15 protein-coding genes are annotated in these 16913 nt (G+C 67.0%); 14 read left to right on the top strand and 1 reads right to left on the bottom strand.

Annotated features, from left to right (window positions below; genetic code table 11):
- The first annotated feature begins 59 nt into the window (after positions 1–59).
- Positions 60–1328 (top strand): 1-acyl-sn-glycerol-3-phosphate acyltransferase, encoded by a 1269-nt coding sequence (locus ACJJV2_RS03545; protein WP_405278333.1) that lies wholly within the window; start codon positions 60–62, stop codon positions 1326–1328.
- 85 nt (positions 1329–1413) lie between these two features.
- On the opposite strand, the gene ACJJV2_RS03540 is transcribed toward ACJJV2_RS03545, so the two are convergent.
- Entirely contained in the window at positions 1414–2955 is a 1542-nt protein-coding gene (locus ACJJV2_RS03540; protein WP_405278331.1) for a TrkH family potassium uptake protein, read from the bottom strand.
- Between the two features lie 331 nt (positions 2956–3286).
- Here ACJJV2_RS03540 and ACJJV2_RS03535 point away from each other — a divergent pair, with 331 nt between their 5' ends.
- The 13 genes from ACJJV2_RS03535 (at position 3287) to ACJJV2_RS03475 (ending at position 16912) form a co-directional block, all read left to right on the top strand.
- The gene (locus ACJJV2_RS03535; RefSeq protein WP_405278329.1) at positions 3287–4000 is read left to right on the top strand and encodes a beta-ketoacyl synthase chain length factor; all 714 of its coding nucleotides are present in this window, start codon (positions 3287–3289) and stop codon (positions 3998–4000) included.
- An 8-nt stretch (positions 4001–4008) separates the two neighbouring features.
- Positions 4009–4812, top strand: a complete 804-nt coding sequence (locus ACJJV2_RS03530; protein WP_405278327.1) for a lysophospholipid acyltransferase family protein — start codon at positions 4009–4011, stop codon at positions 4810–4812.
- 145 nt (positions 4813–4957) lie between these two features.
- Positions 4958–5227 (top strand): phosphopantetheine-binding protein, encoded by a 270-nt coding sequence (locus ACJJV2_RS03525; protein ID WP_043331448.1) that lies wholly within the window; start codon positions 4958–4960, stop codon positions 5225–5227.
- Positions 5217–5489 (top strand): acyl carrier protein, encoded by a 273-nt coding sequence (locus ACJJV2_RS03520; protein ID WP_043331449.1) that lies wholly within the window; start codon positions 5217–5219, stop codon positions 5487–5489. Before ACJJV2_RS03525 ends, ACJJV2_RS03520 begins: the two co-directional genes overlap by 11 nt.
- On the top strand, positions 5486–6103 hold the full coding sequence (locus ACJJV2_RS03515) for a hypothetical protein (RefSeq protein ID WP_405278324.1): 618 nt from the start codon (positions 5486–5488) through the stop codon (positions 6101–6103). Before ACJJV2_RS03520 ends, ACJJV2_RS03515 begins: the two co-directional genes overlap by 4 nt.
- 111 nt (positions 6104–6214) lie before the next feature.
- The gene (locus tag ACJJV2_RS03510; protein WP_405278322.1) at positions 6215–8269 is read left to right on the top strand and encodes an AMP-binding protein; all 2055 of its coding nucleotides are present in this window, start codon (positions 6215–6217) and stop codon (positions 8267–8269) included.
- Positions 8266–9129, top strand: a complete 864-nt coding sequence (locus tag ACJJV2_RS03505) for a glycosyltransferase family 2 protein (RefSeq protein WP_405278320.1) — start codon at positions 8266–8268, stop codon at positions 9127–9129. Before ACJJV2_RS03510 ends, ACJJV2_RS03505 begins: the two co-directional genes overlap by 4 nt.
- A complete protein-coding gene (locus tag ACJJV2_RS03500) occupies positions 9126–10184 on the top strand; it encodes a glycosyl transferase (protein ID WP_405278318.1) in 1059 nt (352 codons plus the stop codon). The genes ACJJV2_RS03505 and ACJJV2_RS03500 overlap by 4 nt, the downstream gene beginning before the upstream one ends.
- Before the next feature lie 113 nt (positions 10185–10297).
- Positions 10298–11902 (top strand): histidine ammonia-lyase, encoded by a 1605-nt coding sequence (gene hutH / locus ACJJV2_RS03495; RefSeq protein WP_405278316.1) that lies wholly within the window; start codon positions 10298–10300, stop codon positions 11900–11902.
- Between the two features lie 14 nt (positions 11903–11916).
- Complete coding sequence (locus tag ACJJV2_RS03490; protein WP_405278314.1) at positions 11917–12414, top strand: acyl-CoA thioesterase; 498 nt, start codon at positions 11917–11919, stop codon at positions 12412–12414.
- Positions 12414–13019 (top strand): LolA family protein, encoded by a 606-nt coding sequence (locus ACJJV2_RS03485; protein ID WP_405278312.1) that lies wholly within the window; start codon positions 12414–12416, stop codon positions 13017–13019. Before ACJJV2_RS03490 ends, ACJJV2_RS03485 begins: the two co-directional genes overlap by 1 nt.
- Positions 13016–15424 carry an MMPL family transporter gene (locus tag ACJJV2_RS03480; protein ID WP_405278310.1) on the top strand — a complete coding sequence of 803 codons (2409 nt, stop codon included), beginning with the start codon at positions 13016–13018 and terminating at the stop codon, positions 15422–15424. Before ACJJV2_RS03485 ends, ACJJV2_RS03480 begins: the two co-directional genes overlap by 4 nt.
- Before the next feature lie 96 nt (positions 15425–15520).
- Positions 15521–16912, top strand: coding sequence for an NAD(P)/FAD-dependent oxidoreductase (locus tag ACJJV2_RS03475; RefSeq protein WP_405278308.1), 1392 nt, complete (start codon positions 15521–15523; stop codon positions 16910–16912).
- The last annotated feature ends 1 nt before the right edge of the window (position 16913 follow it).

Here is a 16913-nt window from a genome sequence, read left to right as displayed (position 1 = left end):
TTGGGCCCGCTGCCGACCTTCTCTTTTTTCAGAATGACAAACCCGGATGACGTGCGTCGATGACTGACACTGCAACACCCAAGCCTGCCACGACCAGCGAACAGGACCCGTTCGCCGATATTCGCCCCTACCACGACGACGAGGTAGCGGAGGTGCTGGTACGCCTGGAGCAGGACCGCGAGCTGCTCGACACCCTGACTCGCTTCCGCCTGCCGGGCCTGACCCAGCGTTTTCCGTGGCTGGCACGCCAGATCGCGCGCCTGGCCATCAAGCGCGAGATGATTGGCGTCAAGGATGTTGCCAGTTTCCAGAGCCGCATCGCCGTCTACATGGCGCGCATGATCCACACCACCACCACCAGCTTCGAGACGGTGGGACTGGAGCGCCTGTCCCCGGACACGCCGTATCTGTTCCTGTCCAACCATCGCGACATCTCGCTGGACCCGGCCTTCGTCAACTACGCCCTCTATCGTCACGGGCGTGACACGGTGCGCATCGCCATCGGTGACAACCTGCTGCAGAAGCCCTTCGTCACCGACCTGATGCGCCTCAACAAGAGCTTCATCGTGCCGCGCTCCGCCAAGGGCAAGCGCGCGATGCTGGCCGCCTATCAGTCGCTGTCGGGCTATATCCGCCACTCGCTGACCCACGACCAGCACTCCATCTGGCTGGCCCAGCGTGAAGGGCGCGCCAAGGACGGCCGTGATGGCACCGAGAGCGCCATCATCAAGATGCTGACCATGGCGGCGCGCACCGCCGACAAGACACGCCCGTTCAGCGAGGCGGTCAGCGAGCTCAACATCGTGCCGGTGTCGATCAGCTACGAGTTCGACCCCTGTGACCTGCAGAAGGCGCGTGAGCTGGCGGCCGTCGCCAATGAAGGCCGTTACGAGAAGGTGCAGTACGAGGACATCAAGTCCATCGCGGCGGGCATCAGCGGCCACAAGGGCCGCGTCAAGCTGGTGTTCGGCGAGCCGCTCAAGGGCGACTTCGAGACCCCGGAAGACGTGGTGAAGGAAGTCGACCGTCAGGTGCTGGCCTACTACACCCTCTACCCGAGCCATCAGCTGGCACTCGAGAAGCTGGCCGCCAGCCGCCCGCAGCTGCGTGAGGAGTCGCGTCTGGCCTCGGCGCTGGATGTCTCGGCCATCAGCGGTGCCGAGCGCGCCACCTTCGAGAACCGCCTCGCAGAGGTGCCCGCAGAGCTCAAGGACTGGTGGCTGGTGCAATACGCCAACCCGATCCTCAATCGCGAAGGGCTCTCCATCGATCTCGACGAGAAGCTCGATGCCGCCGAGGCGACGGACGGCGAGAAGGTCGCTCAGTAAGCCAGCACTGCGGAGCAAGACACTTGAGTCTTGTACCTGCCACGAAAAAGCCACCGTCAATCGACGGTGGCTTTTTCGTGGGCCGCTACTTGCGCCAGAAGCTGGGCGAGAACAGCACCAGCACGGTCAATATCTCGAGACGCCCCATCAGCATGCCGATGCACAGTAACCACTTGGCACTGTCCGGCAGGCTCGAGAAGTTGCCCGCCGGGCCGATGATCTCGCCCAGCCCCGGGCCGACATTGGTGACGGCCGTGGCGGCGCCGGTCACCGCGGTGATCAGGTCCAGCCCGATGAACGACAGCGCCAGCGCCAGGCCACCGATGGTGATGAAGAAGAAGAACGAGAAGGCGATCACGGCGCGCACCACCTCATCGGGCAGCGCGCGGCCGTTGTAGCGCTGCGAGAAGACGCCATTGGCATGGATCAGCGAGCGCAGATGGTTGCCGAGCATGATCAGGCCGATCTGCAGGCGGAAGATCTTCATGCCGCCGCTGGTCGAGCCGCTGCAGCCGCCGACGAAGGTCAGATAGAAGAAGGCCACCACCGCAAAGGGCCCCCAGGCACTGTAGTCGTCGCTGGCGTAGCCGGTGGTGGTCACCACCGAGATGACATTGAAGGTCACCTGGGTCAGCGCCGTGAAGATGGCCTCGCCATTGACGACGCGATACAGCGTCAGCAAGGCGATCACCCACCCCAGCAGACGCAGGAAGCCGCGCACCTGGGCATCACGCCACAGGACGCCGGCCTGATCCTGCCAGGCGCGGATGAACAGCACGAAGGGCAACGCCCCCAGCAACATGAAAGCCGACGCCATCCACAGCAGATAGGGCCGATCGGAATAGACGCCCATCGAGCTGTCGTAATTGGAGAAGCCGCCGGTGGCCAGCGACGTCATGCCATGCACCAGCGCATCCAGCCAGTGCATGCCACCCAGCCAGTAACAGACGATGGCCAGCAACGTCAGCCCGACATAGACCAGCCCGATGGCCTTGGCCACGCCACCGGCACGCGGCAGCACCTTGTCGGACCAGTCCGAGGATTCGGTCTGGAACAGGCGCATGCCGCCGACCTTCAGAAACGGCAGGATCGCGATCGCCATCACGATGATGCCGATGCCGCCGACCCACTGCATCAGGCCGCGCCACAGCTTGAGACCATCCGAGAGCCCTTCGATGTCAGACAGCACGGTCGAGCCGGTGGTGGTGATCGCCGACACCGACTCGAACACGGCATCGGTCACGCCCAGGTGGGTCGCACCGAAGATCAAGGGCAGGCTCGAGTAGGCCGACACCAGCACCCAGCTCAGGGTCGTCAACACGAACATCGCACGCGGCTTGAGCTGCAGCTCCACCTTGCGCGATACCGTCAGCATGATGGCCGCCGAGCCGAGCGTGATGCCCAGCGAGATCAGGAAGGCACTGGCATCCGCATCCGCTTCGCCGAGCAACACCAGCAAGGGCGCCAGCATCATCAAGGCCACCACGCACAGCAGCAGGCCGAGTACCCGGATGACCGGCAACCACTCCGAGAGCGAAAGAAGGCGCACCAGCGCCTGCGAGTGCGCTCGGGTCGACTGCCCTGCGCGAGCCCGTCTACGCAGCAGGTCCCGCGAGCCACCCTTCATGCCACCGACCTGTTGATGACCGTCATCATTGTGCGTCCTCAGCGTTTTACCCCATGACGCCCCGGGCGCCAGTCTCAGTGCGGCGATACCCTACACCCTCTTCCGCCGCTGTCCAGCGCCGCCACAGCGGCGACCCGCCGCAGGACATCACGCCCCGGCACCTCACGTCAGGCGCCTTGTGCCGCCCTGCAAGCTGCTATCCTGCCAACGACACGCGTAGCCACGCCGCCTGCTCAGTGCCAACACGCCTGAGTCCGGTTGGGCTGCCCAACCCCTGTGCGGTACACTGAGGTCCCAATATGGCAACGATGCGTTCACGGACAAGAACCTCATGCGTCTGACTGATTGGCGAGCCTGGCAGGCGAGTGCGACCCGCACCGCCCACGACAGCCGCGTAGATATCACCCCCTCCCCGCGTGCCGAGCAAGTCCCGGCCATGCAGCGTCGTCGACTCAGCCCGGTCGGCCAGGCCTGCTGCAAGCTGCTGTTCGCGCTCGACCCTGACGCCGACCTGCCCATCATCCATGCCTCGCGCCATGGCGATACCGGCAAGATTCTCGCCCTGCTGGATGCCGCCACCCAGTCCGACGAAGCCCTGTCACCGGCGCGCTTCTCGCTCTCGGTGCACAACGCCGTGCTGGGCATGTACTCGATTACCGGCAAGTCCCATCAGCCGCTGGAAGCCCTCGCCGCCTGCGGCAACGAATTCGAGGCGCTGATGAGCGAGGCGCTCGGCTATCTGAGCGAGCGCGAGGACGTCATCGTGCTGTTTTCCGATATCGCCGCGCCGGAGGCCTTCCTGCACCACGGTGACTACCCGGCCTGCGCCAGCGCCGTCGCCCTGCGCCTGAGCCGCAGCAGTGACGATGACAGCGCATGGACACTGAGCGCCACGCCTGACGAGTCGTTGACGGACAGCGCCCCGACGCCGCTTGAGGTCATCGCCTGGCTTGAGCAGGCCGGGGCTGAGTCGCTCGCCTGTCGTCGCCATCACTGGCAGCTGAGCCGCGCTCACGCCGCCTCACCGACGCCGCCAGCAGACTGATGCCACGCATGCTGTCATCTCCCCTCGGACGCCTGTGGCGTGGCATCGCCACGGCCATCAGCTTCCTGACCTTCGGGCTGGGCGGCTTGCTGGTGGGGGGAATGTGGCCACTGCTGACACTGGTGATACGCTGCCCCGAGAAACGACAGAAGCTCGCGCGCAGCATCATCCATCACTGCATGCGCGGCTTCGTGGGTCTGATGCGCGGCCTGGGCGTGCTCAACTATCGCCTGCATGACTGCGAACGCCTGCAACGCCCGGGCCTGCTGGTGCTGGCCAATCACCCGACGCTGATCGACGTGGTCTTCCTGCTCGCGCTGATTCCCCACGCCGACTGCGTGGTCAAGGGGCGGCTGGCACGCAACCCCTTCACCCGTGGCCCCATCCGCGCCGCGGGCTACATCACCAATGAAGAGCCGCAGGGCGTGCTCGAGGCCGCCGGCGCGAGCCTGGCGCGCGGCAATGCCTTGATCCTGTTTCCGGAAGGCACGCGCAGCGTGCCCGGGCGGGCGCTGAAATTCCGCCGCGGCGCCGCCAACATCGCGCTGCGCACGCCCAGCGAGATCACCCCCGTGCTGATCGACTGTCAGCCCAGCACCCTGACCAAGGGCGAGCCCTGGTATCACATCCCGACCCGGCGGGTGATGCTCAATATCAAGGTGCTGCCGGACATGACGGCGCATGTCGCACCGCCACCGGCAGCAGAGGATGATGTGCCGTTGTCACGCGATGCCCGCCAGTTGACGCGCCGCCTGGCCAGCGACTTTGCCGCTGAGCTGGCCGACTTTCAGCAACGGATTCGCGAGTCATGACAGCGCGCTGCGCCGCACTGCCCCTGAGCTTGATGTTGGTCAGATAGCGAGAAAAAGTGATTAAGATATTCGGCCTTCCCGCCGTTAATAAAGCCTGCTGCCATTCATACCGGCCATTATCGGTACGCCGACACGAGGAATACTCATGAGCGATAGCGCCAAGCTGGAACTGGAACTCAAGCAACTGATCATCGACACCCTGGAGCTTGAGGACATCACGCCGGACGACATCGTCGCCGATGAGCCGCTGTTCGTGGACGGCCTGGGGCTGGATTCGATTGACGCCCTGGAACTCGGTCTCGCGCTGCAGAAGCAGTACGGCATCACGCTGGACGCCGAAGCCGAGGACACTCGCGCGCATTTCGCCAGCCTCAATGCCCTGCGTGAACTCGTGGAGGCCCGTCGTGAGCGCTGAGCAACAGACCGCGTCCCGCGAAGAGATCTATGCCCATGTGCGCAGCACCCTGATCGAGCTGTTCGAGATCGATGCCGCTGACATCCACCCCGAGGCGCTGCTCTATGAAGACCTCGACATCGACAGCATCGATGCGGTGGACCTGGTGGTCGAACTCAAGAAGTTCACCGGCCGTCGCATCGAAGCCAATGACTTCAAGAGCGTACGCAGCCTCGATGACGTCGTGACCGCCGTCGAGCAGTTGATGCAGCGCCAGGCATGACGTCATTGTCCTCTGTTCGAGGGCGGCGCCCGTCACTGCCAAGGCTGCTGCTTGGCGGGCTGGGCGTCGTGGCCGCCGTGTGCTGGCCGCTGCTGGTCTATGCCCTGCTCTCGCGGCTGACGGCAGACCCGGCGGGCGACGCGACCAGCGGACATGTCTCGCCCTGGGTGTGGGCACTGATCGCGCTGGGCGCCTTGCTGATCCAGCGTCTGCCCCTGCCCTTGATCCTGCGCCTGACGCTGGCCGCGCTGCTGATCGCCATCAGCCTGCTCAGCGAGGCGGAACTGGGGCTGCGCGCCTATCCGGTGCTGGTCAATCTGGCCATGCTCAGCGTGTTCGCCACCAGTCTGTGGCGCGGCATGCCGGTCATCGAGCGTCTGGCGCGTCTGCAGGAGCCTGATCTGCCCGCCGCCGGCGTGCGTTATACCCGCAAGGTCACCCGAGTGTGGTGCGGCTTCTTCGTCTTCAATGCCAGTGTTGCCGCGGCCACGGCGCTGTATGCCGACCTCGCGACCTGGACGCTCTACAACGGCCTGGTGAGCTACGTGCTGATGGGGCTGCTGTTCTGCGGCGAATGGCTGGTACGCCGTCGCCTGCGCCGCGCCGATGGCTGAGCTCGGTTATCGATGAGCTCGGCTATCGATAGCTGAGTCCATGCATGGATACGCCCGGCGTGGATTCGCCCCCCAGATGAATTCGACTTTCTGAAGAGTTGCCTGCCTCACATGTCTGATGCCCGCCAGCCTGCCAGCCGCGCCACCGCACGCTCCACTGAGCAAGACGCCGCCCAGCGCGCCACCTCCCTCATCCATCAGGGCTGGCGCCAGCTCGCCCGACTCGCGCCCGCGGCGCCGGCCTGCTGGCTGGCCAGTCCCGGTCAGCCGCTGCGCCCGCTGAGTCGTGCCGAGCTGATGGCACGCGTCGATGCCTGGCATCAGTGGCTGGACAACCTGCCCGCAGCGCATGCTGGCCGCCGGCCCGGTGCGCGCTGGGTGCTGTTCCAGCCCACGGCGCTTGGCGCCTGCGTGCAGCTGCTGGCGCTGTGGGAGCGCGGCATGCTCGCCGTGCTGCCCGGCGATGACCGCCCGGAAACCCTGGCCCGCCTGGCCGAGAGCAGTAATGGCCAGCTGCCCGAGACCAGCGCCGCTGGCTGGCCGCCGGAGCAACCCGGCACTGTCAGCTCTACCGGCACTGTCAGCTCTACCGGCACTACCGGCTCTAGCGCCGCACCGAATACACCGTTCGAGATCACACCCGACGGCGCGCGTCTCGCGCTGGAGCTCTGCACCTCCGGCTCCACCGGTGAGCCGCTGCGCATCGCCAAGCGCTTCGATCAGCTTGAGGCCGAACTGGCCGTGCATCGCACGCTGTGGCCGCTGGCGTCAGACACTTCAGGCACTGACTCAGCGTCTGAGCCAGGCGCCGTCAGCCTCAGCCAGGTCAGTCACCAGCACATCTACGGTCTGCTGGTGTCGCTGCTGCGCCCGCTCAGCGAAGGGGTGCCGTTTCTCAGCGAAGCCTGTCATTACCCGGAGCAGCTGGCCGCCGCCATCGCGCAGCTGGCCGGCCTCGGGCATCGCTGCCAGCTGGTCAGCTCGCCGGCCCAGCTGGCGCGCCTGCCACAGACCAGTGACGGGAGCCGCGTGGCGGGCCAGGCTCAGGATCAGGCTCAGGTGTTGCGAGTCTTCTCTTCAGGTGCCCCGCTGCCGGCCGAGGCTGCCCGTCATGCCGAGAATTGCCTGCAGGCGCCGGTGATCGAGATCTACGGCAGCACCGAAACGGGCGGCATCGCGCATCGCCGCCAGCACGAGACGCCCCACTGGACACCGCTGCCGGAGGTCGAGCTCCGCTTCTCGCCCGCCTTCGCGGTGCGCTCGCCGTTTCTGGAACAGCCCGACCAGTGGTGGCAGCAGGCCGACAACGCCGCGCCGCTGGCGGCTGAGCCGCCGTCGCAGGGCGAGCAACACGCGGCGCCACGCTTCCAGCTGCTGGGGCGCAGTGATCGGCTGGTCAAGCTGGCCGGCAAGCGGATCTCGTTGAGCGCGGTGGAGCGCTGCCTGAGCGCGCAAGCGGAGGTGCTGAAGGTACGTTGCCTACCGATGCCCACCCGCGATCATCGCCTGGGCGCGGTGGTGGTGATGGAGGAGAGCGCACTGCCGCAGGACCACGCCAGCCGCCGCGACCTGATCGCGCGTCTGCGCCGTGCGCTGATGCCGGGTTTCGAGCGCATCGCCCTGCCGCGCTACTGGCGCTTCGTCACGCGCCTGCCGCTGAATGCCCAGGGCAAGTTCACGGCGGACTCCGTCGCGCGGCTGTTTGCCGATCTCGACGATCATCGTCTGCCGCGCTGGCTGGGCGAGACCTCCAGCGGCCCGCAGCAGCTGACGCTGGAAGCCGAGGTGCCCGACAGCCTGTGCTATCTCGAGGGTCATTTTGCCGCCCAGCCACTGGTGCCCGGCGTGGTGATGCTCAAGTGGGCTCGCGATCTCGGCCGCCGCCTGCGCCTGGCGGGTGTCGGCGTACAGGAAAGCCGTTTCCAGCGTCTGGAGCGCATCAAGTTCTCCAACCTGTTGCTGCCGGGCATGCGCTTCACGCTGGCCGCGACACTGGTCGCCGACAGCCACGGCCTGCGCGTCGACTTCCGCCTGGAATCCCGCGCGGGCCTGCACGCCAGCGGCCGCTTGCGCTACGGTGCTGAAACCGATGACACACCTCTCAGTTCGCCACTTAGTTCGCCACTTAGTTCACCCCAGACGACACCCACACCGGAGGCGTCATGAGCCAGCCCCAGGCGCCGATGACCGGCCACACATCCTCTCCCCCCGTCAGCGAGTCACCACTGCGCGCCTGCGTGGTGATTCCGGTCTACGACCACCCCGCCACCATCGCCGGCGTGTGCGCGGGTCTGTCACCGCTCGGGCTGCCCATCGTGCTGGTGGATGATGGCTGCAGCGCGCCCTGCGCCGAGGTGCTGGATCAGCTGGCGGCCGAGGGTCATCACCTGGTGCGCCGTGAGCAGAATGGCGGCAAGGGCGCTGCGGTGCGCAGTGGCCTGCAGGCCGCCGAGCAGCTCGGCTTCACCCATGCCCTTCAGGTGGACGCCGATGGGCAGCACGATGTCGGCGATCTGCCCGCCTTCCTCAACGGCATGCAGGAAAATCCCGACTGCCTGCAGATCGGCTATCCGCAATACGACGCCAGCGTGCCGCGCATCCGCTTCTATGGCCGCTACGCCTCGCACATCTGGGTGTGGATCAACACCCTGTCGCTGGCCATCCGCGACACCATGTGCGGCGTGCGCCTCTATCCGCTGGCCGCCACCAACCGGCTGCTGGCGCGTCATGACTGTGGCGACCGCATGTCCTTCGACACCGAGGTGCTGGTGCGCTGGTACTGGGCCGATGGCGAGGTCGCCAACCTGCCGGTGCATGTCAGCTACCCCACCGGAGGCGTCAGCCACTTCCGCCCCGGTCACGACAACCTGTTGATCAGCGCCATGCATACGCGGCTGTTCCTCGGCATGCTGCTGCGCTCACCGAAACTTGCCTGGCGCACGCTGTCGGGACGCAATGGCAAGACGTCATCCACTCATGTCAGTCGCCCCTCGCAGCCTGACGACGCGAAGGGGAAACACGAATGACCCATTGGGCACGCCTGTCGGAAACCGGCTCCACCACTGGCATGCGCCTGATGGTGACGATTCGTCGTCGCCTCGGTGCCTGGCCGTTTCGTATCGCGCTGTTTCCGGTGCTGGTGTGGTACTTCCTGCTGCGCGGGGTGGCGCGGCGTGCCTCCTTCGATTTCCTCAAGCGCCTCGAGCCAGAGCTTGGCGGCGTGCGTCTGTGGGCGAGAAGCTTTGCCCACTTCATGCAGTTCGGTGAGGCGATCATGGACAAGGTCTCGGCCTGGAGCGGCGAGATTCCGCTGTCCTCGCTGACCGGCACCGGCCCGGAAGACCTGCGCGACGCCGCGCTGCGTGGCGAGGGCGGCATCATCCTCGTCGCCCATCACGGCAATCTGGATGTGATCAATGCCATCGGTGAGCGCCACGACATCGACCTGTGCGCACTGGTGCACACGCGCCACGCCGAGAAGTTCAATCAGCTGCTGGAGCAGGCCACCGGCCGCAAGCCGCCGCAGATGATAGAGGTCAGCGAGATCACCCCAGCCACCGCCATGGCACTGGGCGATCGCGTCAATCGCGGCGGCTTCGTGGTCATCGCCGCCGACCGCGTGCCGATTCCGCCCACCGCCGACGATGCCAAGGCCGATACCAACTCGGTAGAAGCCAACACGGCAGAAGGCAGCAGACCCGCGTCGCCGGCCAGTGCCGCTGCCTCACCACGCGTGCTGCACTGTGACTTCATCGATCAGCCCGCGCCCTTCCCGCAGGGGCCCTTCATGCTGGCCGCGCTGCTGCGCTGTCACGTCTATACCTTGAGCTGCATTCGCGAACAGGGCGGCGCCCATCCGCGTTTCCGGGTCGATTTCGCGCCCTTCGATGACAGCCGCGCCGTCAAGCGCAGCGGTCGCGAAGCGTGGATCCAGCAGGCCATGCAGCGCCATGCCCGTCATCTGGAAGCACGCGTGAAGCGCCATCCGTTGCAGTGGTTCAACTTCTTCGACTTCTGGCATCAGGCGCCTGACAGCACGTCGAATCCAGACAGCGCCTCGGCTCCGAAACAGGACGCCTGATCCGCGCCGGGCCTGCGACAACGACGCATCGCGCCCGGCTCTGCGGCCTTCACCTTGTTCGGTCTTCACGTTCAGCGCATTTTCACGCTTCTCTCTTCGCCAGGTACCTCGTCATGTCACAGCCCGCCACCTCTTCCTCCGCCCTGATTCTCGACGGCAGTGATATCACCCTCGAGCAGTTGATCGATGTCGCCGAAGGCCGCCGTGAGGTGCGCCTGACTTCGGATGCCGCCTTCCGCGCCCGTATCGAGGCCGGCCCGGCCCTGCTGGAACGCCTGCTGGAGGAAGAAGGCGTGGTCTACGGCGTCACCACCGGTTACGGCGATTCCGTGACGCGTGCCGTGCAGGGGGCAGAGGACCTCGAAGCCCTGCCGCGCCATCTCTATACCTTCCACGGCTGTGGCATGGGCGCGGACCTGGATGTGGTCAGCAGTCGCGCGGTGGTGATGGTGCGCCTCGTCTCGCTGTGCCGTGGTGTCTCCGGGGTCAGCATGGCGCTGCTGGAGCGCCTCGTATGGCTGCTCAATCACGACATCCTGCCGCGCATTCCCGAAGAAGGCTCGGTGGGCGCCAGCGGCGATCTCACCCCGCTGTCCTATGTCGCCGCCGTGCTGTGTGGCGAGCGTGAGGTCTGGGTGCGCCCCGGCGCAGGCCAGCCCCACGCGCTGCGCCCGACGGCGGAGGTCTTCGCGGCACACGGCCTGACGCCCTATGTGCTGCGCCCCAAGGAAGGCCTGGCACTGATGAACGGCACCGCCGTGATGACGGCCCTCGCCGCGCTGGCCTACGGCCGCACCACCTACCTCAGCCGCCTGAGCGCGCGCATCACCGCCCTCAGCGTGCAGGCGCTGGAAGGCAACCCCTACCACTTCGATGCCGATCTGTTCGCCGCCAAGCCGCATCCCGGTCAGGCCCGCGTGGCCCAGTGGCTGCGCGATGATCTCGCCCACCCGGCGGCGCCGGAAGTCGATGCCACGCCGATCAACTCGCCGCGCCTGCAGGACCGCTACTCGACGCGCTGCGCGCCCCACGTCATCGGCGTGGTCGAGGACAGCCTCAGCTGGTGGCGCAGCTTCCTGGAGACCGAGCTCAACAGTGCCAACGACAACCCGCTGATCGATGTCGAGGCCGGCAAGATTCTCCACGGCGGCCACTTCTACGGCGGCCATGTGGCGATGGTGATGGACAGCCTCAAGGCGGCGGTCGCCAACCTGGCCGACCTGCTCGACCGCCAGCTGGCACTGCTGGTCGACAGCCGCTACAACCGTGGCCTGCCCAGCAATCTCAGCGGTGCCACGCTCGAGCGCGCGCCGCTCAATCATGGCTACAAGGCGGTACAGATCGGCGCCTCGGCCTGGACGGCGGAAGCCCTCAAGCTGACCATGCCCGCCAGCGTCTTCTCGCGTTCCACCGAGTGCCACAATCAGGACAAGGTCAGCATGGGCACCATCGCCGCGCGGGATGCGCTGCGCGTGCTGACACTGGTGGAACAGGTCGCCGCTGCCACCCTGCATGCCGCCGTGCAGGGCAGCGAGCAGCGCGCCGACATCACGGGTCAAGCCGCCACGCCGCCCAGGCTGGCCGCCTTCACCCGTGAGCTGCGTGAAGACATCGCGCCCCTCGAGGAAGATCGCGCTCTGGAAGCCGACCTGCGCCTGCTTTGTGCGCGCATCCGTGAGCGCCATTGGACCCTGAGCACCGGCGAGGCCCACGCATGAACGAGAAACAAGTCATGAATCAGCCCTCAGACACCCCGCTGCCGACCGCCACGGTAGAGATGGAAGTGCCCTTCCACGACGTCGACATGATGGAAGTCGCCTGGCACGGCCATTACGTGCGCTATCTCGAGATCGCCCGCTGCAAGCTGCTCGACATGCTCGACTACAACTACCCGCAGATGCGCGATTCCGGCTACGCCTGGCCGGTGATCGACCTGCGCCTGCGCTATGCCGGCCCGGCGCGCTTCGGTCAGCGCATCGCCGTCACCGCGCGGCTGCGCGAGTGGGAAAACCGCCTCAAGCTCGACTACGTGATCCGCGATGTCGAAAGCGGCAAGCGCCTGACCCGCGGCTACAGCGTGCAGGTCGCCGTCGGGTTGGAGGATGGCGAGATGCTGCTGGCCTCGCCCGCCGCGCTCAGCGAGCGGCTGGCCGCCTGGCAGGCCGAACAAGCGCTGACACACACCAGTGATTCGCCTGCCTCCCCTTCAGAAACACAAGGAACGCCGTGATGACTTCGCGCCTTGCCATTGCCACCACTGCCCTGCTGCTGACTGCCGGTGCCCCCTGGGCCAGCGCATCCGAGACCAGCGATTCCGAGACCAACGACGCCAGATTTGACGCCCGCGCCCTGACGCAACAGCTGGCGCGCACCGCGCCAGTCTGCGGTGATTTTCAGCAGACGCGCTGGCTCGAGGATGTCGGTGCAGAGCTCGAGAGCCGGGGTCATTTCCGGCTGATCGGCGACCCGAACGCGCCCGAAGGCCTGGTGTGGGAAACCACTTCACCGATTGAAGACCGTCTCGAGATGCGCCCCGATGCCAGCGAAGGCCCGAATGGCGAGCCGCTGCCGGCCGACCAGCAAGCGATGGCGGAGCTGCTGATCAGCTTCTTCCACGGCGACTGGCAGGCGCTGGAGGAGCACTTCTCCCTGACGTTGACGGGTACGCCGGATGACTGGCAGGCCAGCCTGACGCCCAATGATGCCCGGCTGGCCGAAGCCATCGAGCGCCTCGAGATCGACGGTGGCAGCTGGCTGGAACACGTGAAGCTCGACAGCGGCGACGGTGACCGCCTGGAGCTGACGCTCACCGCCGGCGGTCACTGCGAGCGATGACATCACCCAGCCGTGAGCCGCGCAAGGGGCTGGATCATGCCGCCTGGCGCTGGCTGTGGGCCGCCGCCCTGCTGCTGTGCGCCTTGCTGCTGGCCGCGAAGATCGTCCCGCAGAGCCCATGGCGTGGGGCGATCGACACCCGCATCACCGCCATGCTGCCACAGCAGGAACGCAGCCCGCTGGCGGCGCGCGCCGAGTCGCTGGATGACACCGCCAACCGGCTGGTGATTCTGGTCGGCAGTCGCGATGCCAGCGCCGCCGCACGCAAGCAGCGTGACGCCGCCGCCCAGGCTCTGCGGCAGGCGCTCGCGCCCATCGCGAGGCTGGATGACGGCAAGAGCCTCGAAAGCCTGCGCCTGCCGGCAGAAGTCCAGCCGGCGCTGATCGCCCCGTCGCTTGCCGACCTGAGTGACGATGACTGGCAGGCGCGCGCCCTCAGGCAGCTGTTCCAGCCCGGCGGCCAGCGCGACCTGATCCGCGATCCCTTCGGCCTCGCCGGCGCCTGGCAGAGCTGGCTGACGCCCGCCAACCTGTCGCTGTCCGGCGGCCAGCTGTTGCTGCGCGCGCCGGCTTCCGCTGGCTCAGTCAGTGACAAACAGGACAGTGACGAGCAGAACAGCGAAGAAGGCGGTAGCGGCTATCGCCTGATCAGCGCCACCCTGACGGGCAGCGCCTATGCGATGAGTGACCAGCAGGCGCTGGAACAGGCCGTGAATGGTGTGAAGGCCGACTATCCCGACATTCGGCTGCTGCGCTCCGGACTGGTCTTCCATGCCAGCAACGGCGCGCAACAGGCCAAACAGGAGATGTCGACCATCGGGCTCGGCTCGCTGATCGGCGTGCTGCTGTTGCTGTGGGCGGTGTTCCGCACCCCGCGGCGGCTGCCATTGCTGCTGGTGCCGGTGGCCACGGGCGTGCTGTTCGCGCTGCCGCTGACCTGGTGGGCCTTCGGCGGCCTGCATGTGCTGACGCTGGCCTTCGGCGCCAGCCTGATCGGCATCTCCATCGATTACGTGCTGCATCTGGAGTGCATGCGCCGCCTGGCGACGACGAATGGCCGTGGCGGGCTCGCCGCGCTGTGGCCGGGCCTGACGCTGGGGCTGTGCTCCAGTCTCGCCGCCTATCTGGCCATCACCCTGACGCCGATGCCCGGACTGCGCCAGATGGGCATGTTCGCGGCACTCGGCTTGATCGGTGCCTGGCTGAGCGTGCGCCTGTGGCTGCCGCAACTGCCACTGCCGGCGCAGGCCACCCGCAAGGACTCCCCCGCCGCCCGCGCCGCAGGATGTCTGGCGCGCGCCATTCCCGGCAAGCGCAGCTGGCAGGCACTGGGCCTGCTGCTGGTGGCCGCGCTGGCCAGCCTCTACGGACTGCGCAGCGATGACCGTCTCACGCAACTCAACCCCTCGCCTGCGTCTCTGATCAACGAGCAACGCGAGGTCCAGCGCCTGCTCGCCGAACCGGATGGACTGCGCTACCTGATCGTGCAGGCCGAGACTGACGCCGCCCTGCTCACGCGCCTGCATGCGCTGGAAGGCACCTTCCAGCAACTGAATGCACGCCAGCAGCTGGGCCACTGGGCGAGCCTCTCTCAGCAACTGCCGACGCTTGAACAGCAGCAGGCCAACCTCGGCGCCATGCGTGAGCGCACCCGCACCCTGCTGCCCCAGGTGCTGAGCACCGCAGGCCTGCCGCCCGAGCTGGTCACGCGTGCCGAGCAGGCCATCGCAGACGCCCACCCGCTGCGCCCGGCGGACTGGGTGGCGCTGCCCGCCGGTGAGATGGGCCAGCGACTGTGGCTCGACTCCCGCAGCGCCGCCATCGGCATCGTGCGCTTCGGCGATGTCACGGCTGAGGGCAGCGCAACGCTTGCGCGCCTCGCCGCGGATGACGACAGCCTCGAGTATGTCGATCAGGTCGCCAGGCTCTCGACGACGCTGGGCAGGATTCGCAGCGAGATGGCCTGGCTGGTCGGCGGCGCAGTGGTCTTGATCAGCCTGCTGCTGGCGCTGCGCTATCGCCGCAGCACCTGGCGAGCCCTGCTGCCGCCACTGGGCGGACTGGTGCTGACACTGGCGGCCCTGACGCTGGCTGGCGTCGGCCTCAACCTGTTCCACCTGCTGGGCCTGTTGCTGGTACTGGGGATTGGTCTCGATGCCGGAATCTTCTGTGCCGAGCATCCCGCGCGCCGCTCTTTATCAGCTACAGCGTCAGATGCAGCACAGACCAGCGCCAGCCGTGCATCGCAGGCCAGCCTGCTGGCGATTTCACTGTCGTGCGCCTCCAGCCTGCTAGCCTTTGGATTGTTGAGTTTCAGTCAGACACCGGCGCTGGCGGCACTGGGACTGGCCTGCCTGCTGGGGCTGAGCGCCACCTGGTGTCTGGTGCCCTTCGCGCGCAGTTGAGGCGGGTCTGAAGCGAAAGACAAGCAAGCCGCAGGGAACGCAGCGCAGCATGAACACATAACGATAAAGATATCGACAACGACAGGGGACGATGCCATGGAATCGGCAGATCGCAGCAACAACCCACCACGCAAGGAAGTCATCATCATCGGCGCCGGACCCGCCGGCGCGGCGGCGGCGGCGTGGCTGGCACGCGCGGGCCATGCGGTGCGCGTACTGGAGCGCAGCCACTTCCCGCGCTTCTCCATCGGCGAGAGCCTGCTGCCACGTTGCATGCAGCATCTGGAGGCCTGCGGCTTGATGGAGGCCGCGGCCGCCGGTGGCTATCAGCGCAAGACCGGCGCGGCCTTCACCCGCCGCGGCGAACATCGCGTGATCGACTTTCGCGACAAGTTCAGTGACGGCCCCGGCACCACCTGGCAGGTGGAGCGCGCCGACTTTGATCAGCGCTTGATCGAGGGCGCGCGGGCGGCGGGTGCCGAGGTCGAATTCGGCGTCACGGTCACGGGCTTCACTCCCGCTCGCGCCGCGCAGAGCGACGCCACCGGCCATGCGCAGGGGCCACGCCTCACGCTGGCGGATGGCCGCGAGCTTGAGGCCGCCTTCGTGCTGGATGCCAGCGGCTATGGCCGCGTGCTGGCGCGGCTCGAATCGCTTGAGCGCGACCCGCGCCTGGAGCCGCGCATGGCGCTGTTCGGCCATGTCCACGATGGCATCGCCGACCTCGCGCCGCCCGCCGAGGGCTATCGCCGCGACAATATCCTGATCGCCTCGCATCCGACGCATCCCGATGTCTGGTACTGGCTGATTCCCTTCGCCAATGGCCGCGCCTCGCTGGGCGTGGTCGGCCCGCGCGAGCTGATCGAGCCTGCCGCCGGAGACGATGCACAGACACGCCTGTGGCAGTGGGTGATGGAAGAACCGCGCCTGGCGGAGTTGCTGCGTGATGCTCGACCGGCCAACGCCGTGCAGTCGCTGGGCGGTTACAGCGCCGATGTCAGTCGCCTGCATGGCCCGGGGTATGCGCTGCTCGGCAATGCCGGGGAGTTTCTGGACCCGGTGTTCTCCTCCGGCGTGACCATCGCACTGGAATCGGCGCTGCGTGCCGCGCCGCTGGTCGCACGTGAGCTTACCGCGACCCGCGATGAGCAGCGCCCCGACTGGGCCAGCGAATACGAGCAGCCGCTGCGCCGTGGCATCGAGGTCTTCCGCGAATTCGTCACCGCCTGGTATGACAGCCGTCTGACCGACATCATCTATCATCCCGAGCCACATGCGCGGATTCGCCAGATGATCAGCGCGGTGCTCGCCGGTTACGCCTGGGACACGGCCAACCCCTTCGTCAGCGCCAGTCGCCGTCGCCTGACGGCCCTTGCCAGACTGACCGCGCCCGAGCAGGCACTCGCGCCTGACGCGGTGCAGGAAAGCGATTCGCTCGCTGACCTCAGCGCCTTCGGCCGCGCAGCAAGCGTCGGCGAGAACAGGTAAA

Source organism: Cobetia sp. Ld8, from assembly GCF_045066615.1.
Classification (GTDB): domain Bacteria; phylum Pseudomonadota; class Gammaproteobacteria; order Pseudomonadales; family Halomonadaceae; genus Cobetia; species Cobetia amphilecti.
Note: the sequence above shows the minus strand (reverse complement) of the source record. Positions and strands in the feature narration are given on the sequence as shown.